This window comes from Rhodanobacter sp. OR87 (genome assembly GCF_000473345.1).
Lineage (GTDB): Bacteria > Pseudomonadota > Gammaproteobacteria > Xanthomonadales > Rhodanobacteraceae > Rhodanobacter > Rhodanobacter denitrificans.
The window spans coordinates 44,383-70,678 of record NZ_AXBJ01000022.1 but is presented as its reverse complement, the minus strand read 5'-3'; the positions used below and the strand labels follow the sequence as shown (position 1 = coordinate 70,678).

20 protein-coding genes and 1 pseudogene are annotated in these 26,296 nt (G+C 69.6%); 12 read left to right on the top strand and 9 right to left on the bottom strand.

The features are described 5' to 3' along the window. The 4 genes and pseudogenes from RHOOR87_RS20470 to glk all read right to left on the bottom strand — a co-directional run. Window positions 1-149: pseudogene (locus RHOOR87_RS20470) on the bottom strand (DUF5009 domain-containing protein); the annotation flags it as partial. Window positions 150-309: 160 nt separating this feature from the next. Beyond that, window positions 310-2,616 carry a family 20 glycosylhydrolase gene (locus RHOOR87_RS0115150; RefSeq protein ID WP_027485483.1) on the bottom strand — a complete coding sequence of 769 codons (2,307 nt, stop codon included), beginning with the start codon at window positions 2,614-2,616 and terminating at the stop codon, window positions 310-312. 118 nt (window positions 2,617-2,734) lie between these two features. Next, window positions 2,735-5,485, bottom strand: coding sequence for a TonB-dependent receptor (locus tag RHOOR87_RS0115145; RefSeq protein WP_027485482.1), 2,751 nt, complete (start codon window positions 5,483-5,485; stop codon window positions 2,735-2,737). 106 nt (window positions 5,486-5,591) lie between these two features. Continuing rightward, the gene (glk, locus tag RHOOR87_RS0115140; RefSeq protein ID WP_027485481.1) at window positions 5,592-6,695 is read right to left on the bottom strand and encodes a glucokinase; all 1,104 of its coding nucleotides are present in this window, start codon (window positions 6,693-6,695) and stop codon (window positions 5,592-5,594) included. Between the two features lie 425 nt (window positions 6,696-7,120). On the opposite strand from glk, the gene RHOOR87_RS0115135 reads away from it, so the two are divergent. Continuing rightward, complete coding sequence (locus RHOOR87_RS0115135; protein WP_027485480.1) at window positions 7,121-8,422, top strand: sugar MFS transporter; 1,302 nt, start codon at window positions 7,121-7,123, stop codon at window positions 8,420-8,422. A 95-nt stretch (window positions 8,423-8,517) separates the two neighbouring features. Beyond that, a complete protein-coding gene (locus tag RHOOR87_RS0115130; RefSeq protein ID WP_027485479.1) occupies window positions 8,518-9,591 on the top strand; it encodes a LacI family DNA-binding transcriptional regulator in 1,074 nt (357 codons plus the stop codon). On the opposite strand, the gene RHOOR87_RS0115125 is transcribed toward RHOOR87_RS0115130, so the two are convergent. The 4 genes from RHOOR87_RS0115125 to RHOOR87_RS0115110 form a co-directional block, all read right to left on the bottom strand. Continuing rightward, window positions 9,584-11,185, bottom strand: a complete 1,602-nt coding sequence (locus RHOOR87_RS0115125; protein WP_027485478.1) for a peptidase S10 — start codon at window positions 11,183-11,185, stop codon at window positions 9,584-9,586. The genes RHOOR87_RS0115130 and RHOOR87_RS0115125 overlap by 8 nt on opposite strands. A 93-nt stretch (window positions 11,186-11,278) precedes the next feature. After that, on the bottom strand, window positions 11,279-12,136 hold the full coding sequence (locus tag RHOOR87_RS0115120; RefSeq protein WP_015446471.1) for a membrane protein: 858 nt from the start codon (window positions 12,134-12,136) through the stop codon (window positions 11,279-11,281). Window positions 12,137-12,187: 51 nt separating this feature from the next. After that, window positions 12,188-13,054, bottom strand: coding sequence for an MBL fold metallo-hydrolase (locus RHOOR87_RS0115115; protein ID WP_027485477.1), 867 nt, complete (start codon window positions 13,052-13,054; stop codon window positions 12,188-12,190). 43 nt (window positions 13,055-13,097) lie between these two features. Beyond that, window positions 13,098-13,448: a metalloregulator ArsR/SmtB family transcription factor gene (locus RHOOR87_RS0115110; RefSeq protein ID WP_007510335.1), complete on the bottom strand. Its 351-nt coding sequence runs from the start codon at window positions 13,446-13,448 to the stop codon at window positions 13,098-13,100. Between the two features lie 208 nt (window positions 13,449-13,656). Here RHOOR87_RS0115110 and RHOOR87_RS0115105 point away from each other — a divergent pair, with 208 nt between their 5' ends. The 5 genes from RHOOR87_RS0115105 (at window position 13,657) to RHOOR87_RS0115085 (ending at window position 19,992) form a co-directional block, all read left to right on the top strand. Next, window positions 13,657-14,958 carry an FAD/NAD(P)-binding oxidoreductase gene (locus RHOOR87_RS0115105; protein WP_007510333.1) on the top strand — a complete coding sequence of 434 codons (1,302 nt, stop codon included), beginning with the start codon at window positions 13,657-13,659 and terminating at the stop codon, window positions 14,956-14,958. 73 nt (window positions 14,959-15,031) lie between these two features. Continuing rightward, entirely contained in the window at window positions 15,032-15,238 is a 207-nt protein-coding gene (locus RHOOR87_RS0115100) for a DUF2892 domain-containing protein (RefSeq protein ID WP_007510330.1), read from the top strand. Window positions 15,239-15,267: 29 nt separating this feature from the next. Beyond that, a complete protein-coding gene (locus tag RHOOR87_RS0115095; RefSeq protein WP_007510329.1) occupies window positions 15,268-15,651 on the top strand; it encodes a DUF302 domain-containing protein in 384 nt (127 codons plus the stop codon). Continuing rightward, a complete protein-coding gene (locus RHOOR87_RS0115090; protein ID WP_027485476.1) occupies window positions 15,648-16,757 on the top strand; it encodes an efflux RND transporter periplasmic adaptor subunit in 1,110 nt (369 codons plus the stop codon). Before RHOOR87_RS0115095 ends, RHOOR87_RS0115090 begins: the two co-directional genes overlap by 4 nt. After that, a complete protein-coding gene (locus RHOOR87_RS0115085; protein WP_027485475.1) occupies window positions 16,750-19,992 on the top strand; it encodes an efflux RND transporter permease subunit in 3,243 nt (1,080 codons plus the stop codon). The genes RHOOR87_RS0115090 and RHOOR87_RS0115085 overlap by 8 nt, the downstream gene beginning before the upstream one ends. Window positions 19,993-20,023: 31 nt before the next feature. Here the strand turns inward: RHOOR87_RS0115085 and RHOOR87_RS0115080 are convergent, their stop codons facing one another. Beyond that, window positions 20,024-20,887, bottom strand: a complete 864-nt coding sequence (locus RHOOR87_RS0115080) for a helix-turn-helix transcriptional regulator (protein WP_043292431.1) — start codon at window positions 20,885-20,887, stop codon at window positions 20,024-20,026. 241 nt (window positions 20,888-21,128) lie between these two features. Here RHOOR87_RS0115080 and RHOOR87_RS0115075 point away from each other — a divergent pair, with 241 nt between their 5' ends. The 5 genes from RHOOR87_RS0115075 (at window position 21,129) to RHOOR87_RS0115055 (ending at window position 26,241) form a co-directional block, all read left to right on the top strand. Beyond that, a complete protein-coding gene (locus tag RHOOR87_RS0115075; protein ID WP_043795681.1) occupies window positions 21,129-21,383 on the top strand; it encodes a hypothetical protein in 255 nt (84 codons plus the stop codon). A 75-nt stretch (window positions 21,384-21,458) separates the two neighbouring features. Next, window positions 21,459-21,917, top strand: a complete 459-nt coding sequence (locus tag RHOOR87_RS0115070; protein WP_027485473.1) for a MarR family transcriptional regulator — start codon at window positions 21,459-21,461, stop codon at window positions 21,915-21,917. A gap of 23 nt (window positions 21,918-21,940) precedes the next feature. Continuing rightward, entirely contained in the window at window positions 21,941-23,380 is a 1,440-nt protein-coding gene (locus RHOOR87_RS0115065; protein WP_027485472.1) for an efflux transporter outer membrane subunit, read from the top strand. Between the two features lie 9 nt (window positions 23,381-23,389). Next, a complete protein-coding gene (locus tag RHOOR87_RS0115060) occupies window positions 23,390-24,574 on the top strand; it encodes an HlyD family efflux transporter periplasmic adaptor subunit (RefSeq protein WP_027485471.1) in 1,185 nt (394 codons plus the stop codon). A 140-nt stretch (window positions 24,575-24,714) separates the two neighbouring features. Continuing rightward, window positions 24,715-26,241 carry a DHA2 family efflux MFS transporter permease subunit gene (locus RHOOR87_RS0115055; protein WP_027485470.1) on the top strand — a complete coding sequence of 509 codons (1,527 nt, stop codon included), beginning with the start codon at window positions 24,715-24,717 and terminating at the stop codon, window positions 26,239-26,241. Window positions 26,242-26,296 lie beyond the last annotated feature (55 nt).

Here is a 26,296-nt window from a genome sequence, read left to right as displayed (position 1 = left end):
GGAAACACCAGATCGGTCGGCGTGCAGCCGTGCCACGCGGCGTGCTCCAGCGGCCAGTAGACGTGCCCCCAGTCGCCGGGATCGTTGACCAGCAGCATCGCCGCCACGGTGCAGCCGCGCAGGGCGTCGAGCGAGGCGAGGCGTTTCATGCAGCGAGTAGGCACAAAAGAGCGGGAACACCTCCCCCTACAAGGGGGAGGCAGGGAGGGGGTTGCTCGGGGTCGCCGGAAAGATCAAAAGCGAACCCCTCCCCGGCCCTCCCCTGCAAGCAGGGGAGGGAGCAAGCCGAGCCCGCCTGCACGGCGCGACTCACGGCTCCAGCGCCACGCGGTCGATCGCGTACAGCGGCCCGTCGGTGGGCGCGGTGTAGATCAGGCACAGCGCGCGTTCACCCTGCTGCGCCGGCAGCTCGGCCTGCAGCGTGAAGCGGCGCGCGCCGCGGGCGGGATCGGGCAGCGGCATGCTGGCCAGCACCACGCCAGCGCAGCTGTCGGCATGCACCACCAGCTCGCCGAACGGCGTGGCGCGCGGGCGCGACACCACCAGCTTCGCCTCGTGCGCCAGGGCGAAGTTGCGCGGCAGCCGCACCGCGTCGACGCGGATCGCGGCGACCTCGTCCATCCGCGTGGCGGGGAACAGCTGGCAGCCGTCGAACACGTTCACCGCGTACACCGGCTGGGTGCTCGGCGCGTCGGGCATGGGCTGCAGGCGCAGGCGGAAGTCGCTGCCGGGGCAGTTCGCCAGCAGGCCGCCGGGCAGGCCGAGCAGGCCGGCGCGATCGAGCACGCGCTCGCGCGGGGCGGCCAGCGCGCTGCCGTCGGCGGCGAAGCTGGCGGCCCGCACGGTGACCGGCAGCTGCAGCACCAGCGGCGCGTCGTAGCGCGGCGAGTCGGCCGTGGGCGCGCTGCCGTCCAGGGTGTAGCGGATCACGCCGAAGCCGGCCTGGTTGGCCAGCGCCACCGTGGCGCGGCCGGTGGCCAGCGCCACGTTGCGCTCGGTGACGATCTCCACGGCGAAGGCGCTGTCGGCCACGTTGACGTGCTGCGCGCGGTAGCGCCCGAGCTGCACCGGCAGACGGGCGAGGAAGCCCGGCCAGTTCAGCGCGGTCGCTGGCGACCAGGCCACCTCGCTGAGCGCATCCAGCCGCGGGAACACGGCGTGCTCCACGTGGGCGAACGCGGGCATGTGCTCGGTCCACACGTTGGCCTGCACGCCCAGCACGTGCTTCGCCTGCGCCGCGCCCAGCACGGCCGGCACGGTCGGGAAGGCGTACACGCTCTGCAGCGATTCCACGCCGAGGCGGCCGGCGTACTCGTCAGCGAGGTCGCCCTGCACGTGATCGAAATACAGCTGCGGGGCGGGCGACAGCACCACGTCGTGGCCCATCATCGCCGCCTTGATCGCGCCGTCGGTACCGCGCCAGGACATCACGGTGGCATCAGCCGGCAGGTTGTCGCCATCGAGGATCTCGTCCCAGCCGACCAGCTTGCGGCCATGCTTGTCGAGGTACTGGCCGATGCGGCCGATGAACCAGCCTTGCAGCGCGTCTTCGCTGGCGATACCGAGCGCGCGCATCTTCGCCTGCACCGCCGGCGCGGCCTGCCACTGGTCCTTGATCGCCTCGTCGCCACCGACGTGGATGTAGGTCGAGGGGAACAGCGCCATCACTTCGTCGAGCACGTTCTCGATGAAGGTGAAGGTGGCGTCGTCGACGTTGTACAGGTACGGGTTGATACCCCAGTCGACCGATACCGGCGGACGGGCGCCGGTGACGCTGAACCGCGGATACGCGGCCACCGCAGCCTGCGCGTGGCCCGGCATGTCGATCTCCGGCACCACGGTGATGTGGCGCGCGGCGGCGTAGGCGACGATGCGGCGAATCTGCGCCTGGGTGTAGTAGCCGCCGTAGCGGCTCGGCTGGCCGTCGTGCCCGGCATCAGGCGAGGTGCGCCACGCGCCGATGCGGGTGAGCTCGGGGTAGCGCTTGATCTGGATGCGCCAGCCCTGGTCGTCGGTGAGGTGCCAGTGGAAGGTGTTGAGCTTGTGCTGGGCCATCTGCTCCAGCAACCGCTCGATCTCGGCGACGCTCTGGAAGTGCCGCACCGAATCCAGCATCAGCCCGCGCCAGGCGAAGCGCGGCTGGTCGCGGATCGACAGCGCCGGCAGCTCGACCGCGCCCTGCTGCGCATCGGGCGTGAGCAGTTGCCACAGGGTTACCGCGCCGTAGAACAGGCCGGCGTCGTCGCGCGCGCTGACCCGGATGCCTTGCGGCGTGATATCCAGCGCATAGCCCTCGCGGTCCGCCACCGGCGCAGCAGGATCGCGTTGCAGCACGATCGCGCGTGCAGTGGTCGCCGCGCCGCGTTGCAGCGGCAGCGGCAGGCCGCGGGTGTGCGCGAGCAGGCCGGCCAGCCACGCGCCGGTGCGCCGGGTCGAGGCGGCATCGTCGGCCAGCACGATCGGCGTGCGCGCATCGACGGTGAAGCGGCCGGCGTCGACGTGCAGCTGCGCCGGCAGCGGCAACAGCGCAGGCACCGGCGGCGCGGCAGCACGGACGAAGCCGGCGCCGCCCAGCGCCAGAATCGCGCAGCCGAACAGGATCAAACGGCGGGTCATCGGCGGTCTCCGTCGCGGCAAGTGGAACACGCTAGCAAAAAAGCGGGCCCGGCAACGCACGGTCCGGGCCCGGTTGGGGAGGAGCGGGCCGTCCGTGGCCCGGGGTCGAACTTCGGCGTCAGAGCTTGAAGCGCAGGTTGAGGTAGTACTGCCGGCCGTTGTCGTAGAACGCGTACGGCTGTTTGCCGTAGGCCGCGTTCTGCGTGTAGTACTTCAGCTTCGGCTTGTTGAGGTTCATCGCGTCCAGCGACAGCGCCATCCAGTCGGTGATGTTCACGCCGAACGAGGCGGCGAGGTTGCCGATGCCCTGCTGGAAGTAGGTGTCGGTGCGGCTCACGCCGGCGTAGAACTGCGAGCGGTAGGTGTAGCTGATGCGGGCGTTGAAGCGCTGGTTCTCGAAGTAGCCCGACACGTTGTAGGTGTTCTTCGAGGTGCCCTGCAGCGGCTTGTCGCCGGTGGCATGACCGTCGGCGTAGGTGTAGTTGGCCTGCACGCCGAAGTTGTCGCCGATCGGCTGGATGTAGTTCAGCTCCACGCCGCGCACCTTGCCGTTGACGTTGGTCGGCACGCTGATCAGGTAGTCCGAGTAGACGTCGTGGCCGGCGTTCTGGGTGGCCTGCAGGTCCTTGAAGCTGCGCACCTGGTTGCCGAAGCTGACGTAGTCCTTCAGGTTCATCGCGTACACGCCGGCCGACAGCAGGCCGCGCGGTGCGAAGTACCACTCCACCGCCGCATCGAAGTTGGTCGAGATCAGCGGCTTCAGCTTGGGGTTGCCGCCGCTGCCGGTGTGGGTCAGGTCGTCGGCCGACACCGAGCCGGCCAGCGCGGAGTAGTCCGGACGGGTCATCGTCTGCGAGGCGGCGAAGCGTGCCACCCACTGGTCGTTGATGTCGAACTTCAGGTTGGCGCTGGGCAGCAGCTTGCCGTAGCTGTGCTTGTAGACGTTCCAGTAGTAGTCGCCGAACGCCGAGCCGGTGATCGGGCCGGTGACGCTGCTGGCTTCCGCGTCCGGTGCGGTACTGGTGTAGCCGATGGTCTCGTCGGTCTTCACGTAGCGCACGCCGACGTTGCCGCTGGCGATGCCCGACTCCCAGTTCAGCTGCACGTAGGCGGCCGAATCCTTCTCCTGCACCTTGTAGATGTCGTTGAAGTAGAAGCGGCTGACCGGGTCGCGGTTGGCGAACTGCGCATCGATCTGCGCCAGCTGGCCCGGCGTGTAGTACCAGATGTCGGACGGGAAGCTGCCGCCGAGCGAGCTGCCGAAGTCGCCGGGGTAGTTCTGGTGGCTGGTCGGATAGGCGGCCGGGTTCTGCCAGTCGGAGGCCCAGTTCGGCCCCTGCGCCACCTCGAACGGGTTGCTGCGCTCGTGCTTGGCGTAGCGGCCGCCGAACTGCAGCGAGGTGAGCGCGCCGTCGTCGAAGCTGAGTTCGCCGTCGAACTGCGCCCAGTCCTCCTTGTCCTTCACCTTGATGCCCTGGCCGCCGAAGATCCAGCCGGCCTGCGGATAGATGCCCGACGGCGAGCTGTTGTCGCCGCCCAGGTTCCAGTTGGTCGGCTGGCCGATGCCGCGCATCATCCAGTTCGCGCCCGCGCCCACGGCGGTGCCCAGCTCGATCACGTCCTGGGTCGGGCTGGCACCGCTGCCGCGGGTGGTGCCGATCTGGCCCTTCAGGTCGAAGTGGTCGGTGACGCGCCAGTCGGCGCCCAGCGTGAGGTACTTGGACTCGGACGAGGCGCCGGGACGCGAGATCTGGTCGTACACGCCGTACGGCGTGGTGCTGCCGGCGACCGGGGCGAACACCGCGTTGGTCAGCACGTTGTTGCTGACCGTGTAGCCCGGCTGCAGGCCCGCACCCGAGGGCACGAACTGGCTGGCCCACATCAGGTAGTTGCGGTTGTAGTTGTCGGCCTTGAGCTTGGAGTAGAAACCGCTCAGGTCCAGCGTGAGGTTGTCGGTGGGCTTGATCTCGAAGTCGATCACGCCGCCCTTGCGCTCGCGCTGCTGGGTGAACAGCGCCGCGCCGGTGAGGTTGGGGTAGTAGACGCCGGCCAGGTCCGGATGGGCGACGGCGATCGGGTCGTTGGCGCCGATCTGGTTGTAGCCGCCCACGATCTCCTGGCCGTTGCGCTGCAGGCTGCGCTTCTCGTAGAAGGCCTGCACCAGCACGCCGACGGTGTTGGCGTCGTTCTTCCAGTTGAACAGGCCGCTGAACTGCGGCTTGGTGTCGCCGGGCAGGTCCGAGTACACGCCGCCGATCGACGCCTCGGCAGTGACCGGCTTGGCGAACTCCAGCGGCTTGCGGGTGATGATGTCGACCGAGCCGGCGCTGCCGCCTTCGACGATGCGGGCCTCGGAAGTCTTGTGCACCACCACCTGGCTGACGATCTCCGATGGCAGCAGGGTGTAGCTGACGCTGCGCCCCACGGTCTGCACCTGGCTCAGCACGAACCAGTCGCCGGTGCCCACGCTGTGGCCGTTGACCAGGGTCTGGGTGAGGCTGGGCGCGGTGCCGCGCAGGCTGACGCGGTCGCTCTCGTCGAAGCCGCCCTCGCTGGCGCTGGACGAGCTGATGTTGACGCCCGGCAGGCGCTGCAGCGTGTCGGCCACGTTCTTCGCCGGCAGCTTGCCGATGTCCTCGGCGGTGACCACCTCGACGTGCGAGGCGGCGTCCTTCTTCAGCGCCAGCGATTCGGCCTCGCTGTCGCGGATGCCGACGACGGTAACCGTGGCGAGCTCCCTCGCCTTCGCCTTGTCGGCGCGGCTCTGGGCGGCGGGGCCGCTCTGCGCGGCATCCTGCGCGTACAGCGCGCCGGATACGCACAGACTGGCGATGATGCTCGCGGCGAGCAATGTCTTGCGGTTGTTCATGATCTCCTCCCCTCAGAGGCTGGCTTGAATCAAGACCGGCATGACGACGGTCGCGGACGTTGTGTAGTGGTTTGGCTTGGCGCCGTGTCGCCGGATGGCGTTCATCTCACTCTCCTGAACGCTCATCCAGAAACCAGCCTGCGGCGCCAATGACACCAAGCTGGCCGTGCTCGATCAGTCGTACGGGAACCTGTTGCAGGTAGGCGCGCATCACGCCCTTGTTGAAGTAGCGTTCGGCGAAGCGGCTGGCCAGCAGGAACGGCTGGATCTGCGGCAGGATGCCGCCGGCCAGGTAGACCCCGCCGCGGGCGCCGTACAGCAGCACCAGGTCGCCGACGAAGCTGCCGAGCAGGCCGCAGAACACCTCCAGCGCCTCCACCGCGGCGCCATCGCCGCCGGCCAGCGCGGCCATGGTGACTTCGGCCGGGGTCAGCAGGCGCAAAGGGCTGCCGCGCAGTTCGCACAGCGCGCCGTAGAGTTTCAGCAGGCCGGGGCCGGACAGCGCATCCTCGAACGACACGTGCGCACGCTCGCGGCGGAACAGGCGCAGGATCTCGATCTCGCGTTCGTTGCCCGGCGCCAGCGATACCTGGCCCGCCTCGGTGGCCAGCACCTGCGCGCGCGGGTGGCCCGGCAGCAGCACCGCCGAACCCAGCCCGGTGCCCGGCCCCATCACCAACACCGGCCCGCTGGCCGCCGGCTGCGCGGTCTCGATGATCGGCCGGGTCTCGTCGGTGGCGATGAACTGGGTGGCGTAGGCGAGCGCCTCGAAATCGTTGATCACCGCCAGCCGCCGGATGCCGAGGCCGTCGCGGATCTCGCGGATCGACACCGGCCACGGCAGGTTGCCGTTGACGATCGCGTCGTCCAGCACGTAGCCGGCGCAGGCCACCGCGCCATGGTGCAGCTGGCTGCGCAGCGCCGCGTGCGGCGTGTTCGCCAGCTGCGCGACGAAGTCCCGCAGCATCGCGGTGAGCCCGGGCCACTCGGCGCAGCTGTAGCGGTGGTAGTGCAGCACGCTGACCGGGCACGGGCCGTTCGTGTTGCCGACGACCAGGCCGATGCGCGCATGCGTGCCGCCGACGTCGGCAGCCAGGAACGGCTGCTGCGGACCCGGCCCTGGCGCACCGACCCCGTTCGCTGCCGACGCGTCGGCCACGGCCGTCGCCGACGCTGCCGCCGCATGACGCTGGTTCGCGACTTCCCCCACTGCGTTCTCCCGTGGCCGGTGACTCCCCGACCCGACTGCGCGGACGCGCGCCGGGTACGGCCTGATTCGGGCGGAGTCTGCTGTCGGAATGACAACGTTGTCAACCGGGCGGGAAAAAATTTTCCGGAGATTCGATGTGGCGACGCAGCATAGCTGTCATGGCACTCCGCAGCCGCTCGTCATGAGATCGTACAAATGGCCTTTTGCAGTGCATATGCATGTAATTGCGCCACGAGGCGGCGGCCTGCTGCACCGCCACAGGGGCAGCTCGCGATGGCCGTCCAAACGGTGCGGCCACGACCACCTGCCGGGGGCCGATCTAGACGACGGATTGACAACGTTGCACTTTTCGGCAATTAAGGAGACATTCCTGCCTGCCCCGGCCATCCGGCCGGGCGGCACGGCGACTCCGGGGAGCACCATCCATGGCAACCACGCTGGCGGCGGCGCCGTCCGACCGCACCCACCTCGGCCCGATGCTGATCATCGGCCTGCTGTTCTTCATCTTCGGCTTCGTCACCTGGCTCAACGGGCCGCTGATCACCTTCGTCAAGCTGGCGTTCCAGGTCGAGGACGTCTACGCGTTCCTGGTGCCGTCGGCGTTCTACGTGTCGTACCTGGTGTTCTCGCTGCCCGCGTCGCTGATCCTGCGCCGCACCGGCATGAAGAGGGGCATGGCGCTGGGCCTGTTCGTGATGGCGATCGGCGCGGTGCTGTTCGGCCAGTTCGTCAGCTGGCGCGAGTTCGCCGGCGCGCTGACCGGGTTGTTCGTGATCGGCGCCGGGCTGTCGCTGCTACAGACCGCCTCGAACCCGTACATCAGCATCCTCGGGCCGATCGACAGCGCGGCGCAACGCATCGCGTTCATGGGCATCTGCAACAAGGTCGCCGGCATCCTGGCGCCGTTGCTGATCGGCACGCTCGTGCTGAACGGTATCGGCGATCTCGATGCGAAGGTGAAGGCGGCCGACCCGACCGCACGTGAACTGCTGCTCAACGAATTTGCCGCGAAGATCCACGCGCCGTACCTGGTGATGGCCGGCATCCTCGCGCTGCTGGCGATCTGGATTGCGCGCTCCTCGCTGCCGGACATCGAGGCGACCACGGCGAATAGCACCCCCGTCCGCACCGGCGCGGCGCGCACCGGCATTCTGCAGGTCCCGCACCTGTGGCTGGGCGTGCTGTGCCTGTTCCTCTACGTCGGCGTCGAGGTGATGGCCGGCGATGCGATCGGCACGTATGGCGCCAGCTTCCATCTGCCGCTCGACCAGACCAAGTTCTTCACCGCGTTCACCCTCAGCGGCATGTTGATCGGCTATGTCGTCGGCCTGCTGTTGATCCCGCGCTTCGTCTCGCAGCAGCGCTACCTGGCGATCTCGGCGGTGCTCGGCGTGCTGTTCTCGATCGGCGCCTACCTCAGCCGCGGCTACGTCTCGGTCGGCTTCGTCGCCGCGCTCGGCTTCGCCAACGCGATGATGTGGCCGGCGATCTTCCCGCTGGCGATCAAGGGCCTGGGCAGCCTGACCGAGCGCGGCTCGGCGCTGCTGATCATGGCGATCGCCGGCGGTGCGGTGGTGCCGCAGCTGTTCGTGCACCTGAAGCAGCACGTCGATTTCCAGCTCGCCTTCGCCCTGCTGATGGTGCCGTGCTACCTGTACATCCTGTACTACGGACTGGCCGGCCACCGGGTCGGCCAGCACACGGATTCGCTACGGCCCGGGCTCTAGGCTAGGATGCTCACGCCGCTGCACCGACGCGTGCGGCGCTGCCGGCACGATGGCGCGACCGGCGACCATTCCTTTCGATACACGAGGTTCAGCGGGTGCGCAGCGCCACCATCAAGGATGTCGCGGAACGGGCCGGCGTCTCGCTGAAGACCGTCTCGCGGGTGATCAACAACGAACCGTCGGTGCACGCGCGCACGCGCGAGAAGGTGCAGCGCGAGATCGACGCGCTCGGCTACCAGCCCGACCCGTCCGCGCGCAGCCTGCGCAGCACCCGCGCCTACGCGATCGGCCTGGTCTACGACAACCCGAACGCGCACTACATCATCAATCTGCAGCGCGGCGTGCTGGCGGCGTGCCGTTCGAGCGGCTTCGGCCTGCAGATCCATCCGTGCGACTCGTCCTCGCCGAAGCTGGCCGAGGAACTGCGCGAGCTGGTGCATCGCTCGCGCCTGGCCGGGCTGGTGCTGGCGCCGCCGATGTCCGAGCAGCCGGCGCTGATCCACGCGCTGAGCGCGGCCAAGGTGCCGTTCATCCGCATCATCTCCGCGCGCGAGGATCCCGCCGACGGCTCGCCCTGCGTCTACGTCGACGACCGCGACGCGGCCTACGCGATCACCGAGCACCTGATCCAGCTCGGCCACCAGCGCATCGGTTTCCTGTGGGGCGGCAGCGAGCACCGCTCCAGCCAGGAACGCTACCAGGGCTACGAGGATGCGCTGAAGGATTACGGCATCGCGCTCGACCGCAAGCTGATCGTGCCCGGCGACTACACCTTCGACGACGGCTTTCGCGGCGCGCGCAAACTGCTGGCGCTGAAGGACCGCCCCAGCGCGATCTTCGGCTCGAACGACGAGATCGCCGCCGGCGTGCTGGCCGCCGCGCACTCGGACGGCATCAACGTGCCGTACGAACTGTCGATCGCCGGCTTCGAGGACAGCCCGTTCTCCAAGCAGTCCTGGCCCGCGTTGACCACCGCGCGCCAGGCCACCGAGGACATCGCGCGGCACGCCGCGCAGCGGCTGATCGGCGACCTGCAGCGCGAAGCCAACGGCGAGCCGATCGACAGCCGCAACGAAGGCTTCAGCCCGGAACTGGTGGTGCGCGGCTCCACTGCGCCGCGGCACAGCGCGCCGTCCGGGCGCGGCGCCAGGCGCAAGCCGGCTACTTGACGTTGTCGGTCTGCCCGATGAAGCGCGCGACGTTGTCGTGCAGCTGCTTCAGCGAAGTCTCGTGCGCGTACACCATGTGCCCGGACGGATACCACGCATAGCTGATGTTGGCCTCCAGGCTGGCCGGGATCGGCAGGTGGTGCATCTCGTAGTCGGCGGCGAAGTACGGCGTGGCCAGGTCGTAGTAGCCGCCGTGCAGATAGACCTTGAGGTTGGGGTTGGTCTTCATCGCCATGGCCAGGTCCGGCATCACGTTGGTCGACGACTGCAGCGCCTCGCCGTGCACGCCGGGCGCCTTGTGCGAGAAGTCCCAGTGGTCGATGTCGGCGAACAGCCGGTACTGCCGGCCCTGGCCGAACTTCAGCTCGCGCCGCACGTAGTCGTTGAACGCGGCCACGTAGGCCGAGCTGATTGCCGAGGACTGCGGGTCGTACTCGGAATCCTTGCTCAGCGGGTCGATCGACGGCCCCGCGAAGCGGCTGTCCAGCCGGCCGGTGGTGATGTCACCGTCGGTCTGCAGTTCGTGCTCGAACATGCCGCCGGTCACGCGCAGGTTCGCCTTCAGCAGGTAGGCCACCGGCAGGCCGGTGTACTCGTGCAGTTTCTGCGCCACCGCCTGCCTGCGCGCGTCGTCCAGGCGCGAGCCGGCCATCAGCGCCTGCGCGTAGTCGCCCAGCGCGTACTGCTCCACCTCGCGCAGGAACGGCTCCAGCGCGGCCGGCTGCTGCGGCAGCTTGTGGTGGTAGAACGCGGTGGCGGCGAAGGTCGGCAGCGCCAGCTCGTACGGCAGGTCGATGCCCGGGTTGAACTCCGGCCCGTCGATGCTGGTGTCGAAGCTGAGGATCTGCGAGAGCAGGATCACCCCGTTCAGGTCGACGCTGTCCTCGTTCTCCAGGATGTTGGCCAGCACTGCCGAGCGGGTGGTGCCGTAGCTTTCGCCGAACAGGTACTTCGGCGAGTTCCAGCGGTCGTACTTCGACAGGAAGCGGGTGACGAACTGGGCGAACGCATGCCCGTCGCCGTCGACGCCGTAGGTCGCCTTCTTGCGCTCCTTCATCTGCTCGTCGCGCTTGGACTTGTCCGTGTCGGCGGCGATCAGCCGGCTGAAACCGGCGCCGGGCGCATCGATGAACACCAGGTCGGAGGCGTCGAGCAGGCTGTAGTCGTTGTTGACCAGCCCGTACGGCGCGGCCGGCGTGTGGCTGTCGTCGCTGGTGACCACGCGCTTCGGGCCGAACGCGCCCATGTGCAGCCACACCGTGGCCGAACCGGGGCCGCCGTTGTAGATGAAGGTGATCGGCCGCTTGGTCGCCGCCGCGCCTTTCTTGAAGTAGGCGACGTAGAACATGCTGACCTGCGGCTCGTCTTCCTTGTCGCCCGTGCCGTGCAGCACCAGCGTGCCGGCCACCGCCTTGTAGTCGACGCGATGGCCTTCGACCGACACCGAACCCTCGCTGGCCGACGACTGCGGCTCGACCAGCGCCGCGTCGGGCTGCTCCGGCTTGGCCTTGTCGTCTTTCTTGTCCGGTGCGGCGACCGCGACCGTGCTCAGCAGCAGCGCGGACAATGCAACGACGAAAGGAAGCTTGCGCACGGCCGGAACCCCCGATGGCTGGGGCGCCACCGCCCCGAAGCGTCGCAGCATAGGCACCACGGCAGCGCGATTTCATAGCCCAGAAGTCACTGCTCAACCGTGCGCGATCACCCCGATCGCCAGCAACGCCAGCCCCACCCCGGCAAGGTTGAGCCGGCTCAGCCGCTCGCGGAACAGCAGCAGGCCGACCAGCGCGCCCAGCGCGACCACGCCGAGGTTCATGCTGGCGAAGACCAGCGCCGGGTGCTGCGGCAGCGCGCGGTGGCCGCGCAGGTAGAACAGGATGTTGCCGAAGTTGGCCAGGCCGAGCAGCGCGCCGGCCAGCGCGCTGCGCGCGGTGAAGCGGGCCTGCCCGCGCGCGCGCCGCCACAGCTGCAGCGCGAAGGCGACCAGCAGGGCCAGCGCGAACATCGCCTGCAGCGAGGCGCCCAGCGGCACGCCGGCCTGGGCCACGCGCTTGAACAGGATGTCGATCACGCCGAAGCCGGCGAATACCGCCAACGGATACAGCCACCCCGCCGTGCCGCGCGTCACCGTGCCGTGCCCGCTGCGCCAGACCATGCCCAGCAGGGCGAGCAGGCCCAGCGCGATGCCCAGCGCCTTGAATGCGGTGAGCCGTTCGCCGAACAGCACGAACGCAGCCAGCAGCGACAGCAGCAACGACAGGCGCTGCGCCGCGTCGCTGCGCACGATGCCGGCATGGCGCACGGACGCGGCCAGCGCCAGGAAGATCGTGGGCAGCAGGATGCCCAGTGCGGCCAGTGCCAGCCTCGGCACGCCCGGCGCGCACAGCGTGGCCAGCGACGGCTGCAGCAGCCACGCGGTGAGCGCAGCGGCGACTACGTAGTTCCAGGCGATCGCCTGGCCCACGTCGACGTCGAAGCGCCGCGCCAGCTTCAGCAGCACCGACACCAGCACGCTGCACGCCACGCTGAGCAGTACGTAGATCATCCCTCACTCCGGCCGCGGCAAACCGCCATTGTGCCGCAGCGTGGCCGTTGCTCAGAACGCATCCAGCGGGATTTTCAGGTAATGCACGCCGTTGTCCTCAGCCGGCGGCAGCCGGCCCGCGCGCATGTTCACCTGCACTGCCGGCAGCAGCAGCGGCGGCACGGCCAGCGTGGCGTCGCGCGCGCGGCGCAGGGTGACGAACTCGGCCTCGCCGATGCCGTCGTGCACGTGGACATTGCCGGTGCGCTCGGCCGCCACCGTGGTCTGGTGCGCGAACGTCTCGCGGCCGGGCGCCTTGTAGTCGTGGCAGAGGAAGATCCGCATGCGGTCCGGCAGCTCGAAGAGGCGCCGGATCGAGCGGTACAGCGTCGCCGCGTCGCCGCCGGGAAAGTCGCAGCGCGCGGTGCCGTAGTCGGGCATGAACAGGGTGTCGCCGACGAATGCCGCATCGCCGATCACGTGCGTCATGCACGCCGGCGTATGGCCGGGCGTATGCAGCGCCTGCGCCTCGATGCCGCCGACCAGGTAGCGCTCGCCGTCGGCGAACAGGTGGTCGAACTGGCTGCCGTCGCGGGCGAAGCCGGCGCCGGCGTTGAACAGCTCGCCGAAGGTCGCCTGCACCGCGCGCACGTGCTCGCCGATGCCGATCCGGCCGCCAAGCTGCGCCTGCACGTACGGCGCGGCCGACAGGTGGTCGGCGTGCACGTGCGTCTCGATGATCCAGTCGACCGCCAGCCCCTGCGCCTGCACGAACGCCACCAGCGTGTCGGCCGACGCGTGCCCGCTGCGCCCGGACGCCGCGTCGTAGTCGAGCACCGCGTCGATCACCGCGGCGCGGCGCGTGGCCGGGTCCGCCACCACGTAGCTGAAGGTGTGGCTGGCGGCGTGGAAGAACGCCGTCACGTCGGGCTGTGGCATGGAGGCTCCCCCGTTGGGTGATCGAAGCGCGGCCGCGCGCGGCTCAGGCCCGCGACTTCCGTGTGCGCGATTTTTCCGCAGGCGCGCAATAGATGCCATACAGCGCGTCGATGATCCGTTCGGCCGGCCCCGGCGCGAGCGCGTACCAGATGGTCTGCGACTCGCGCCGCGTGGTCACCAGGCCTTCCTCGCGCAGCCTGGCCAGGTGCTGCGAGAGCGCGGACTGGGCCAGGTCGGGCAACTGCTCATTGATCTGCCCCACCGACATTTCGTGGTCGACCAGCAGGCACAACACGCGCAGGCGCTGGGCGTTGCCGAGCGCCTTGAGCAGCCGCGACGCATCGTCGGCGCAGGCACGCATGGCGCCCAGGTCCGCATGGTTCGGTAACGGCATGGCTGCGCCTCCGGGCAGGTCGGTCCGCGGGATGTCAGGGCTTGACTTTAGCACAGCCATCTAAATAAGCTATATCTAATGTAGATTTTTCTATTCGCGGATGTTGACCCTGGTCAAGCCGCCGCACCGCACCAGCGCCTACCGTGGCAACTGGCTTCAGCCGAGATGAGCAGTCCCGTTTCCACACACCCCAGAGGAGTGTCGAGCCATGGCAAACATCATCATCCTTGGAGCAGGCCTGGGCGGCATGTCGGCGGCCTACGAGATCCGCGACACCGTGGGCAGCGAACACGCGATCACCGTGGTCGGCGAGGGGCCGCAATTCAACTTCACGCCGTCCAACCCCTGGGTGGCGGTGGGCTGGCGCGGGCAGGACGAGATCCGGGTGGACGTCGCCCAGCCGCTGGCCCGGCGCGACATCCATTTCATCGACGCCAGCGCCAGCAAGGTGCGCCCGGCGGACAACCGGATCGAGCTGGGCGACGGGCGCACGCTCGATTACGACTACCTGGTGATCACCACCGGGCCGCGCCTGGCGTTCGAGCGGGTGCCGGGCAGCGGGCCGGACGGGTTCACGCAGTCGATCTGCACCGGCCCGCACGCGCATCGCGCCTGGCTGGCCTACCAGGAGTTCCTGAAGCACCCGGGGCCGATCGTGATCGGCGCAGCGCAGGGCGCCAGCTGCTTCGGCCCCGCCTACGAGTTTGCGATGATCGTGGACACCGACCTGCGCCGGCGCAAGCTGCGCGACCGGGTGCCGATGACCTACGTCAGCGCCGAACCGTACATCGGCCACATGGGCCTGGGCGGCATCGGCGACTCCAAGGGGTTGCTCGAATCGGAACTGCGCCAGCGCCACATCAAGTGGATCACCAACGCGCGGGTGACCTCGGTCGAATCCGGCAAGATGCATGTCGAGCAGCTGGACGAACGCGGCCAGCTGCAGCAGCAGCACGAGCTGCCGTTTGCCTTCTCGATGCTGCTGCCCTCGTTTGCCGGCGTCGACGCGGTGAAGGACGTCGAGGGCCTGGTCAATCCGGGCGGCTTCGTGCTGATCGACGAATTCCAGCGCAACCCGAGCTACCCCAACGTCTACGCCGCCGGCGTGTGCGTGGCGATTCCGCCGGTGGAAGTGACCCCGGTGCCCACCGGCGCGCCCAAGACCGGGCTGATGATCGAGTCGATGGTCACCGCCATCGCGCACAACCTGCGCGACGCCATCGCCGGCCGGCCGCCGCACGCGCGCGCCACCTGGAACGCGATGTGCCTGGCCGACATGGGCGACCGCGGCTTCGCCTTCATCGCCCTGCCGCAGATTCCGCCGCGCAACGTGACCAAGGCGATGACCGGCAAATGGGTGCACCTGGCCAAGGTCGCCTACGAGAAGTACTTCCTGCGCAAGATGCGCAAGGGCCAGGCCGACCCGATCTACGAGAAAACCATCATGGAGGCGTTCGGCATCGACCGCCTGAAACCGGACGTCAAGGCCGACGAGACGCCGGCTCCATGACCGCCCGCAGCGAGGCTGCCCCCATGAAGGGCCGACACGCCGCGCCACCCTCCATCCACTGCAGGAGAACAACATGACCATCGAAAACGCGGTACGAGCCTTCGCCGGCGCGGTGATCCTGATCAGCCTGGGCCTCGCCCACTTCGTGTCGCCCGGCTGGTTGTGGCTGACCGCCTTTGTCGGACTGAACCTGTTCCAGTCCGCCTTCAGCGGCTTCTGCCCGCTGGCCACCGTCCTGCGCAAGCTCGGCCTGAAGCCGGCCTGCGCGGTCAAGTCGTGAACGCGCCGCGCGCGAGTGAGGCAGGCACCATGTACTACATTGTGGAATCGGCAAAATCGTTCGAGGACGCGGTCAGCGATCTCGACGCCGCGGTCAAACGCCACCAGTTCGGCGTGCTGCACGTGCACGACCTGGGCGCCACCTTGCGCGGCAAGGGCTTTCCGTTCGCCGAGCAATGCAAGGTGTTCGAGGTGTGCAGCCCGCGCCACGCCGCCAGCGTGCTGGCTACCGACCTGCGCATGAACATGGCGCTGCCCTGCCGCATCTCGGTGTACACCGAACACGGCCGCACGCGCATCGGCATGATCAAGCCGGTGCCGATGCTCGGCATGCTCTCGCAGGATGCCTCGCTGGCCGCGATCGCGCAGGAGGTCGAAAGCGCGACGATGCGGATGATCGACGAGGCCGCATGAGCATGCACCGACACCGCCTGCTGCCCACCGCGCTGCTGGCGCTCGGCCTGCTCGCCGGCTGCGGCGGCAAGCCATCCGCCGGCGCCGGCGCGGCGAAACCGCCGGCCCTGGCGGCGCTAGTCGTGCACGCGGAGGACGCGCCGCGGCAGCAGCTCTGGGACGGGGTGGTCGAGGCCGTGCAGCAGGTGACCATCACCGCGCAGACCAATGCGCGCGTGCGCGAACTGCCGCACGACGTCAACGACGTGGTGGCCAAGGGCGACGTGCTGGTGCGCTTCAGCGACGTGGAGCAGCAATCCGCGCGCCAGGCCGCGCAGGCGCAGTTGGCTTCGGCCGAGGCGACCTACAAGGATGCGCAGGCGTCGTTCGAGCGCATCGCGGCGGTCTACGCGAAAGGCTACGTGTCCGCCGCGCAGATGGACCAGCAGCGCGCCGCGCGCGATGCGGCCCGGGCGGCGCGCGATGCCGCGCGCGCGCAGCTGGCGAATGTCGGCCAGCAGCTGGACTACACCGTGCTGCGCGCGCCGTTCGCCGGCATCATCACGCGTCGCTTCGTGCACGTGGGCGAGGCGGTACAGGCCGGGCCGCCGTCGCCGCAGCCGCTGATCCAGCTGCAGGCGCTGGACCAGCTGCGGGTCAACGTGCAGGTGCCGCAGAGCGCGGTCGAGGCGATCCGCCAGTTCCACTCGGCACAGGTGCTGAGCGGCGAACGGCGCATCGCGGCCGGCGCGGTCGAGGTGTTCCCCTACGCCGATCCCCAGACCCACACCTTCAACGTGCGCCTGCCGTTGCCGGCGGACAGCGGCGGCCTGTATCCGGGCATGACGGTGAAGGTGGCGTTCGCCACCGGCGCGGCGAAGCGCCTGCTGCTGCCCGCCTCGGCGCTGGTGCGGCGCGGCGAGCTGGTCGGCGCCTACGTGATCGACGCGCACGGGGTGAGCCTGCGCCAGCTGCGCCTCGGCGCGCACGAGGGCGAGCAGGTCGAGATCCTGGCCGGGCTCGACGACGGCGAGCGCGTGGCCCGCGACCCGCAGGCGGCGCGTGCCTGGCTGGTCGCGCGGCACGCGGCCGGCCAGCCTTCCAGCGGCGCCTCCGCCCATGACTGAGCCGGCCCGACTGGGTATCTCCGGGCGCATCGCGCGCGCGTTCCAGGCCTCGCAGATCACGCCCCTGCTGGCGCTGGCCGGGCTGCTGCTGGGCATCGCCGCGACGATCATCACGCCGAAGGAGGAAGACCCGCAGATCGAAGTGACCATGGCCAACGTGCTGGTGCCGTATCCCGGCGCCAGCGTGCAGAGCGTCGAGAACCTGGTGAGTTTTCCGCTGGAGCAGAAGGTCGGCGAGATCAAGGGCGTCAAGCACGTCTACTCGATGAGCCGCGCCGGCATGGCGGTGGTGACGGTGGAGTTCGACGTCGGCGTGCCGCGCCAGCAGGCGCTGGTGGACCTGTACAACAAGCTGTACTCCAACGCCGACTGGGTGCCGCCGGGGCTCGGCGTCGGCCAGCCGCTGGTGAAGCCGTACGGGATCGACGATGTGCCGATGATGGCGGTGACCCTGTGGTCCGACCGCCCGGAGGCCACGCCCGAGCAGCTGGCCAAGGTGGCGCACACGCTGGAGACCGAGCTCAAGCGCGTGCCCGGCACGCGCGACGTCTACACCATCGGCGCGCCGGAGCGGGCGGTGATGGTCGAGCTGGATCCGGCCAGACTGGCCACCCATCAGCTCGGCGTCGCCGATCTGGTGCGCACGCTGAAGGCGGCCAACGTGGCGGTCGACGCCGGCAGCGAGATCGGCGGCAACCGCGACCTGCCGGTCAAGGCCGGCAGCTTGCTGATGAATGCGGACGAGGTGGCGCAGCTGGTGATCGGGCTGAGCGACGGCCGTCCGCTGTACCTGTCCGACGTGGCCCGCGTGGAAGCGGGCAGCAACCACGTGACGCGGCTGGCCTCGTTCGGCACGCCGCCGGGCCGGGCCGGGCCGCTGGCCGGGCTGGCGCCGGCGGTGACCCTGGCGATCGCCAAGAAGGCCGGCAGCAATGCCCACACCATCGCCGGCGCCGTGCGCGAGCGGCTGGACGCCTTGCGCGGGGTGGACATCCCCGCCGGCGTGCACGCCACGGTGACCCGCGACTACGGGCAGACCGCCAACGACAAGGCCGACGAGCTGATGCTGCACCTGGGCCTGGCCGCGCTGGCGGTGGTGCTGCTGGTGCTGCTGGCGCTGGGCTGGCGCGAGGCGGTGGTGGTCGGCACCGCCGTGGTGGTGACGCTGGCGGTGACCCTGTTCGCCTCGTGGGCGATCGGCTTCACCATCAACCGCGTCTCGCTGTTCGCGCTGATCTTCTCGATCGGCATCCTGGTCGACGACGCGATCGTGGTGGTGGAGAACATCCACCGGCACATGGCGCGCGGCGACAAGAGCCTGCTGCAGGCGATTCCCGCCGCGGTGGACGAAGTGGGCGGGCCGACCATCCTGGCCACCTTCACGGTGATCGCCGCGCTGCTGCCGATGGCCTTCGTCGGCGGGCTGATGGGGCCGTACATGCGGCCGATCCCGATCAACGCCTCGGTCGGCATGCTGATCTCGCTGGCGGTGGCCTTCGTGGTCACGCCGTGGCTGGCCTACCAGCTGCTGCGCCGCCACGCGCCGGCGGCCGGCGCGGCGGAGCACTCGCGCATCGACGGCTTCCTGCAGCACCTGTTCACCCGCGTAATGCGTCCGTTCCTCGGCCACCCGAAGGCGGCGCGCAACCGGCGCCGGCTGTTCCTCGGCATGACCGTGCTGGTGCTGCTGGCCGCCGGCTTGGCCGGGGTCAAGCTGGTGGTGCTGAAGATGCTGCCGTTCGACAACAAGTCCGAGTTCCAGGTGGTGCTGAACATGCCCGAGGGCTCGACCCTGGAGCAGACCCAGCGCGTGCTGGTCGAGCTCGGCCGCGTGCTGGACGGCGTGCCGGAGGTGAAGGACTACCAGCTGTACGCCGGCACTTCGGCGCCGATGAACTTCAACGGCCTGGTGCGCCAGTACTACCTGCGCAACCAGCCGTACCAGGGCGACATCCAGGTCAACCTGGTCGACAAGGGCGAGCGCCAGCGGCAGAGCCACCAGGTCGCGCTGGCGGTGCGCCCGGCGCTGGCGGCGGTGGCGCAGCGCTTCCACGCCCGCCTGGTGGTGGCCGAGGTGCCGCCGGGGCCGCCGGTGATGGCGCCGATCGCGGCCGAGATCTACGGGCCGGACTACCGCGACCAGCGCGCCGTCGCGCTGGCGCTGGCGCAATTGTTCGAGCGCACGCCGGGCATCGTCGACGTCAACCTGAGCACGGAGAACCCGCAGGCGACGCGCCGGCTGGTCGAGATCGACCGCGCGCGCGCGGCCGCGCTGGGCATCAGCCAGGCCGACATCGTCGACGCCCTGCGCGCCGGCCTGGGCGGCATGCCGGCCAGCTACGTGGCGGACGAGAACGCCAAGTACGCGGTGCCGATCGTGCTGCGGCTGCCGCCGGCCGCGCTGGGCTCGCTGGACAGCGTGCTCACGCTGCGCGTGCGCTCCGCCGCGGGCCAGCTGGTGCCGATCTCCGAGGTGGTGAAGGTGGTTGCCCGGCCGTGGGCCGACGCGGTCTACCACAAGGACTTGCTGCCCTACGCCTTCGTCACCGGCGACGACGCCGGCAGCGAGGACAGCCCGGTCTACGGCATGTTCCGGCTGGTCGGCAAGATCGGCCAGACGCGCCTGCGCGGCCATCAGCTGGCGCAGGAGTTCACCGGGCCGCCGACCGGCGACAGCGGCTTCTCGGTGCGCTGGAGCGGCGAGTGGGAGATCACCCTGGAGACGTTCCGCGACATGGGCATCGCCTACTCGATGGGCCTGCTGCTGATCTACCTGCTGGTGGTCGGGCAGTTCCGCAGCTACCTGGTGCCGCTGATCATCATGGCGCCGATCCCGCTGACCGTGATCGGCGTGATGCCGGGCCACTGGCTGTTCGGCGCGCAGTTCACCGCCACCTCGATGATCGGCATGATCGCGCTGGCCGGCATCATCGTGCGCAACTCGATCCTGCTGGTGGACTTCATCAACCATTCGCTGGCGGCGGGGCTGAGCCTGGAAGCCGCCGTGGTCGAGGCCGGCGCGGTGCGCGCCAAGCCGATCATCCTCACCGCGCTGGCGGCGATGCTCGGCGCGTTCTTCATCCTCGGCGACCCGATCTTCCAGGGCCTGGCGGTGTCGCTGGTGTTCGGCGTGCTGGTATCGACCGTGCTGACCCTGCTGGTGATTCCGCTGCTGTACTACGCCTGGTTGTCCCGCGGCGGCGGCCGCCACCTGCCCGGCCACGACGCGGGCTGAGCGTCACGCCGCCACGCCGGCGGCGCGACGCTCAGGCCTGTGCCGGTGCGGCCTGCTGCGCAGCAAGGCGGCGGGCGACGCGGGCGAAACTCGCGGCGGTTTCGGCATTCGCCGGCGCGAAGAAGAACGCGGTGGCGCGGTCGACGTGGTCGCCGTCGCGGATCGGCAGGCGCATCGAGTGGATGCTGAGGTCGCCGAATTCGGGATGGAAGAACGGCACCGTGATCGCGCTCAGCGGCGCGGTGTGGCAGCGCTGCCACAGCGCGACGAACTCCGCGCTGGCCACATTCAGCGCCTCGATCAGCTGGTGGAAGCGCGGGTCTTCCGGATGCGCCGCCTGGTTCATGCGGAACATGCCGAGCAGGTTCAGTGCGCCGTTCTCGAAATCCGGGTACAGCCGCCGCCGCGCCGGGTTCATGAACGCGTTCCACAGGTGGTTGTCGGCGAACGGCCCGCCGAATTCGCCGAAGTCGTACAGGCATTCGGCCATGCGGTTCCACGCCAGCAGGTTGAACACCGTGTCCAGCACGAAGGCCGGCGCCTGGTACAGGTCCAGCACCTCGCGCATGACCGGCGGCAGGCTGAAGTGGTGCTCCGGCACGTCGGTGCGTGTCAGCCCCATCAGCGCGAACAGGTAGGCTTCGTCGGTCGGCGACAGCGCCAGCGCACGCGCGATCCGCGTCAGCGCCGCGGCCGACACGTTGATCGCGCGGCCCTGCTCCAGCCACGTGTACCAGCTGACGCCGACCTGGGCCAACGCCGCCACCTCCTCGCGACGCAGCCCCGGCGTCAGCCGGCGCGGCCCGCGCGGCAGGCCGACCGCCTCGGGGACGAGCGCGGCGCGGCGCGCGCGCAGGAAAGCCTTCAGCTCGGTGCGTTGCTGGGAGGTGCGCATGGGCATGCCCGGGTGGTAGTGGGAGTACCAGCAGTGGGGACTGCCTTCCCATGCTAGCGGCAGCGACCTACCGTCGCCTGTCCCCCAAGTCATGTGCCCGCACGTGACCGTGACGCCGGCGGTGCGGCCCCGCCCGGTCTGCGGCCTGCCGCCCCGCTCGCCACGCCAGCCCGTGCGGCAACAGCCTGTCACGGCGCGCCACGCGCAGACGTCCTTGTGTCCATCCATGCAGGAGATCGACATGTCGTTACTCCCCGTCCCCGCCCCGCTGCACGCCGCACGCAGCGACGCGCTCACCGACTTCGTGGTGCACGCGCAGTTGATGCTGGATCCGGCCACCCCCGAATCGGTGCGCCGCGACGCCGAACCCCGCCTGCTGGCGCAACTGCCGACCCTGCAGGCGCTGGGCGTGTTCGAGCTGTTCACCCTCCGCGATCCGGCGCTGCGCGCGCTGGTGCACGACGAGCTGCAGGCCCAGCGGATGCGCGCCGCCTGATCTCTTGCCGAAGCAAATGCAATTCAGCATATATTTGCCTTGACAAATATACTTGAGGCAATAGAATGCGCGGCCATGAACTCCGAATCGCTAGCTTTCGCCACCCCCCGGGAAAGTCTCGGCATCCTGCTCGGGCTCGTCCGCGCCGAGATCGTGCGCGCGATGGAAGCCGAACTGGCGGCGAAGGGCCTGAACCTGAGCTTCACCCAGTTCCTGATCCTCAAGCGGCTGGCCCGGCTCGGCCCGATGTCGGCCAGCGAGTTGGCCCGTTCGGTCGAACTGGACGGCGGCGCGATGACCCGCCAGCTCGACCATCTCGAGGGCAAGGGCTACCTGCGCCGCTGCCGGCATGAGCAGGATCGCCGCGCCCTGCGGATCGAGCTGACCGCGGCCGGCACCACGCTGTGGCAGGAGCTGACCGACTGCAACGATCGCGTGCTCAGGGCAGCCCAGCGCTCGCTGGACGAAGCCGAGCAGGTGCGGCTGCACGATTACCTGGAGCGCGTGCTGCACGCGCTGCGCGACAAGCACTGACCCTTTCCACCCTGGACCTTCCCATGCGTCTGCATCGACTTGCGGCTGCGGCCGCCCTGACCCTTGCGCTGGCCGCCTGCGCCAGCAGCGGCGGCCTGCACCCCGACGGCACGCCGATCGATCCGGCTGCGCTGAAGGCCGGACGCAGCCTGGCCCACCTGTCCGCGGCCGCGTGGCCGACCACCGACTGGTGGCGCGGGCTGGGCGACCCGCAGCTCGACGCGCTGATCGCCGAGGCGCTGCAGGACAACCCCGGCCTCGGCGTCGCCGACGCCCGCGCCCGCGCGGCGCAGGCCGCGGCGGGCATCGCCGGTGCCGCACGCGGGCCCAGCGTGAATGGCGGCGCCGCGATCGCCGGCGCCCGGCCGCCGGCCGCGCTGCTCGGCGACAAGGCGCACTTCGCGCTGGCCAAGTACGGCTACGCCAGCTTTCAGTGGGACCTGGACCTGTGGGGCGGCAAGCGCGCCGCGTGGGAAGCGGCCGTGGGCCAGGCGCGCGCCGCCGAGGTCGACGCCCGCGCCGCACGCATCGAACTTTCCGGCAACCTGGCCCGCGCCTATGCGCAGCTCGGCTACGCGTTCACCCAGCAGGACCTGACCGCCGGCGAGCTGCAGCGCGCGCAGCAGTCGCGCGAGCTGACCCGCCAGCGCGTCGCCGCCGGCATCGACAACCAGATCGCGCTGAAGCAGGGCGACGCCGAGGTGGCCAGCGCCGAGCAGCAGGTGGCGCTGGCCAGCCGCGCGGTCGAGGCTGCGCGCTCGTCGCTGGCGGTGCTGCTGGGCAAGGGCCCCGACCGCGGGCTGCAGATCGCCCGGCCGCGATTGCTGCAGCCGGGCGTGCTGGCGGTGCCGTCCAATCTGCCGCTGGACCTGCTCGGCCACCGCGCCGACCTGGTCGCCGCGCGCTGGCGCGTCGAGGCGGCGGGCAAGGACATCAAGGTGGCGAAGACCACTTTCCTGCCGAACATCAGCATCGGCGCGATGGCCGGCGTGGTCAGCATGGGCGGCGCCAACCCGTTCAGCCTGGCCGGACGGTTCTACCAGGTCGGGCCATCGCTCAGCCTGCCGATCTTCGACGGCGGCCGCCGGCGCGCGAACCTGTCCGGCAAGGATGCGCAATACGACCTCGCCGTGGCGCAGTACAACCAGACCCTGGTCGGCGCGCTCAACCAGGTCGCCGACGAGCTGTCCGCGCGCGACTCGCTGCAGACGCAGATTGCCGCGCAGCAACGCGCGCAGGATGCCGCGCAACAGGCCTGGGAGCTTGCCGAACAACGCTACCGGGCCGGCATCGGCAGCTACCTGGAAGCGCTCAGCGTGCGCCAGCAGCTGCTCGCCGCCGAACGCGGCAGCGCCGCGCTCGCGGCGCAGCAGATCGATCTGTCGGTGCAGCTGATCCAGGCCCTCGGCGGCGGTTTCCAGCCGCAGGCCGACACCCCGTCTCCCACCCCGTCACATTCCTGAGGCAGCCCCATGTCCAGCCAGAATCCAACCGCGCCCGAGCTCGCCCCGTCCGCGCGGAAGAACCCGCGCGGCCCGCTGCTGCGCCTGCTCGCCGTCGTGGTGCTGCTCGCCGTGATCGGCTGGGCGCTGTGGTATTTCCTCGACGGGCGCTGGTACGAAGGCACCGACGACGCCTACGTCAACGGCAACGTGGTGCAGATCACCCCGCAGGTGCCCGGCACCGTGGTCAGCATCGGCGCCGATGACGGCGACCTGGTGCACGCCGGCGACGTGCTGGTGCGGCTCGACCCCAGCGATGCCGACGTGGCGCTGGCCGAGGCGAAGGCCAACCTGGCCAACACCGTGCGCAAGGTGCGCGGGCTGTACTCCAGCGTCAGCGGTGCCCGCGCCGACGTGGCCGCGCGCCAGACTGCGGTGGACAAGGCGCGCGCGGACTACCACCGGCGCGTGGCGCTGGCCAGGTCCGGCGCGATCTCGGCCGAGGAGCTGGCGCATGCCAGCGACGCGCTGACCAGCGCCGAGAGCGCGCTGACCGCGGCGCAGCAGCAGTACCAGACTAGCAAGGTGCTGGTCGACGACACCGTGGTCGCCTCGCACCCGGACGTGCAGGCCGCCTCGGCCCGCCTGCGCGCCGCCTTCCTCGACGACGTGCGCGCCACCCTGATCGCGCCGGTGGATGGCTATGTGGCCAAACGCTCGGTGCAGGTCGGCCAGCGCGTGCAGCCGGGCGCCGCGCTGATGGCGGTGGTGCCGCTGCATGGCGTGTGGGTGGATGCGAACTTCAAGGAAACCCAGCTCACCGACATGCGCATCGGCCAGCCGGTGACGATCAGGTCCGACGTCTACGGCAGCGCGGTGGAATACAAGGGCAAGGTGCAGAGCCTGGGCGTCGGCACCGGCAGCGCGTTCTCGCTGCTGCCGGCGCAGAACGCCACCGGCAACTGGATCAAGATCGTGCAGCGCATCCCGGTGCGCATCGTGTTCGACGATCCGGCCCAGCTCGACCAGCACCCGCTGCGCATCGGCATGTCGCTGGACGTGGACGTGAGCCTGCACGACCGCAGCGGCCCGATGCTGTCGCAGCGCTCGCCGAGCAAGCCCGCCTTCAGCACCGACGTCTATCGGCAGCAACTGGCCAAAGCCGACGCGGCGATCACGCAGATCGTCCACGCCAACATGGCCCGCACCAAGTAATTCCAGCAGCTCCCTCCCCTGCTGCGCAGGGGAGGGTTGGGGTGGGGTGCTCTTGATCTTTCAGGCCAGGAGCAACCCCCTCCCGACCTCCCCCTGCGTTGCAGGGGGAGGAGCAGATCTTCCACCTCCGGCCGATTCCGATGACTACCGAATTCCGCCCACCCAGCCTGGCGCTCAGCACGATCGGCCTGTCGCTGGCCACCTTCATGCAGGTGCTGGACACCACCATCGCCAACGTGTCGCTGCCGACCATCGCCGGCAACCTCGGCGTGAGCAGCAACCAGAGCACCTGGGTGATCACCTCGTTCGCGGTGAGCATGGCGATCGCGCTGCCGCTGACCGGCTTCCTCAGCCGCCGCTTCGGCGAGGTGCGGCTGTTCACCGCCTGCACGCTGCTGTTCGCGCTGGCCTCGTTCCTGTGCGGCGTGTCGCAGAGCATGGGCATGCTGATCCTGTTCCGCGCGCTGCAGGGCGCGGTGGCCGGGCCGATGTACCCGATCACGCAGAGCCTGCTGATCGGCATCTATCCGCCGGCCAAGCGCGGCATGGCGCTGGCGCTGCTGGCGATGGTGACGGTGGTGGCGCCGATCGCCGGCCCGATCCTCGGCGGCTGGATCACCGACAACTATTCATGGCCGTGGATCTTCTTCATCAACGTGCCGATCGGCATCTTCGCCAGCATGGTGGTGGCCGACCAGCTGCGCGGGAAGGTGGAGAAGACCGAGCGGCCGAAGATCGACTACGTCGGCCTGATCAGCCTGATCATCGGCGTGGGCGCGCTGCAGATCGTGTTGGACAAGGGCAACGACGAGGACTGGTTCAACTCCACCTTCATCATCGTCACCAGCATCGTCGCGGCAATCGGCATCGCGGTGTTCCTGATCTGGGAGCTGACCGACAAGGACCCGATCGTCGACCTGAAACTGTTCCGCCACCGCAACTTCACCGTCGGCACGATTGCGCTGATCCTCGGTTACGCGGCGTTCTTCGCGATCGCACTGATGGTGCCGCTGTGGCTGCAGCGCAACCTCGGCTACACCTCGATCTGGGCCGGCTACGCCAGCGCACCGCTGGGCATCATCCCGGTGCTGCTGACCTTCGTCGTCGGCAAGTACGGGCCGCGCATGGACCTGCGGCTGCTGGCGGCGGCCGCGTTCGTGGTGATGGGCCTGACCTGCTTCATGCGCTCGGATTTCTTCATCGGCATCGACTTCTACCACGTGGCGATGGTGCAGCTGTGGCAGGGCCTGGGCGTGGCGCTGTTCTTCATGCCGGTGCTGACCATCCTGCTGTCGGACCTGCAGCAGAACGAGATCGCCTCCGGCTCCGGCCTGGCCACCTTCCTGCGCACGCTGGGCGGCAGCTTCTCCGCCTCGCTCACCACCTTGCTGTGGGAGCGCCGCGCGGTGACCCACCACGAACAGCTGACCGAGCACATCACCGCCTACAGTCCGACCACGCAGGCCGCGATGCATCAGCTCGGCCAGGGCAACCAGCAGGCCGCCGCCGGCGTGCTCAACGACATCATCACCCAGCAGGCCTACCAGATCTCGTTCAACGAGGTGTTCCACGCGCTGGGCTGGATCTTCCTCGCGCTGGTGCTGGTGATCTGGCTGGCCAGGCCGCCGTTCACGCCGAAGGCGCGCAGCGTCTCCGGCGGCCACTGAAGCCGCCGGCACGCATTGGCATCGACGAACGGCTCCGCACGGAGCCGTCCGCCGC

Coding starts and splice junctions, on each gene's coding strand:
- RHOOR87_RS0115150 (WP_027485483.1), bottom strand. CDS start 2,616: ATGACCCGCCGTTTGATCCTGTTCGGCTGCGCGATTCTGGCGCTGGGC.
- RHOOR87_RS0115145 (WP_027485482.1), bottom strand. CDS start 5,485: ATGAACAACCGCAAGACATTGCTCGCCGCGAGCATCATCGCCAGTCTG.
- RHOOR87_RS0115135 (WP_027485480.1), top strand. CDS start 7,121: ATGGCAACCACGCTGGCGGCGGCGCCGTCCGACCGCACCCACCTCGGC.
- RHOOR87_RS0115120 (WP_015446471.1), bottom strand. CDS start 12,136: ATGATCTACGTACTGCTCAGCGTGGCGTGCAGCGTGCTGGTGTCGGTG.
- RHOOR87_RS0115115 (WP_027485477.1), bottom strand. CDS start 13,054: ATGCCACAGCCCGACGTGACGGCGTTCTTCCACGCCGCCAGCCACACC.
- RHOOR87_RS0115110 (WP_007510335.1), bottom strand. CDS start 13,448: ATGCCGTTACCGAACCATGCGGACCTGGGCGCCATGCGTGCCTGCGCC.
- RHOOR87_RS0115105 (WP_007510333.1), top strand. CDS start 13,657: ATGGCAAACATCATCATCCTTGGAGCAGGCCTGGGCGGCATGTCGGCG.
- RHOOR87_RS0115100 (WP_007510330.1), top strand. CDS start 15,032: ATGACCATCGAAAACGCGGTACGAGCCTTCGCCGGCGCGGTGATCCTG.
- RHOOR87_RS0115095 (WP_007510329.1), top strand. CDS start 15,268: ATGTACTACATTGTGGAATCGGCAAAATCGTTCGAGGACGCGGTCAGC.
- RHOOR87_RS0115090 (WP_027485476.1), top strand. CDS start 15,648: ATGAGCATGCACCGACACCGCCTGCTGCCCACCGCGCTGCTGGCGCTC.
- RHOOR87_RS0115085 (WP_027485475.1), top strand. CDS start 16,750: ATGACTGAGCCGGCCCGACTGGGTATCTCCGGGCGCATCGCGCGCGCG.
- RHOOR87_RS0115080 (WP_043292431.1), bottom strand. CDS start 20,887: ATGCGCACCTCCCAGCAACGCACCGAGCTGAAGGCTTTCCTGCGCGCG.
- RHOOR87_RS0115075 (WP_043795681.1), top strand. CDS start 21,129: ATGTCGTTACTCCCCGTCCCCGCCCCGCTGCACGCCGCACGCAGCGAC.
- RHOOR87_RS0115070 (WP_027485473.1), top strand. CDS start 21,459: ATGAACTCCGAATCGCTAGCTTTCGCCACCCCCCGGGAAAGTCTCGGC.
- RHOOR87_RS0115065 (WP_027485472.1), top strand. CDS start 21,941: ATGCGTCTGCATCGACTTGCGGCTGCGGCCGCCCTGACCCTTGCGCTG.
- RHOOR87_RS0115060 (WP_027485471.1), top strand. CDS start 23,390: ATGTCCAGCCAGAATCCAACCGCGCCCGAGCTCGCCCCGTCCGCGCGG.
- RHOOR87_RS0115055 (WP_027485470.1), top strand. CDS start 24,715: ATGACTACCGAATTCCGCCCACCCAGCCTGGCGCTCAGCACGATCGGC.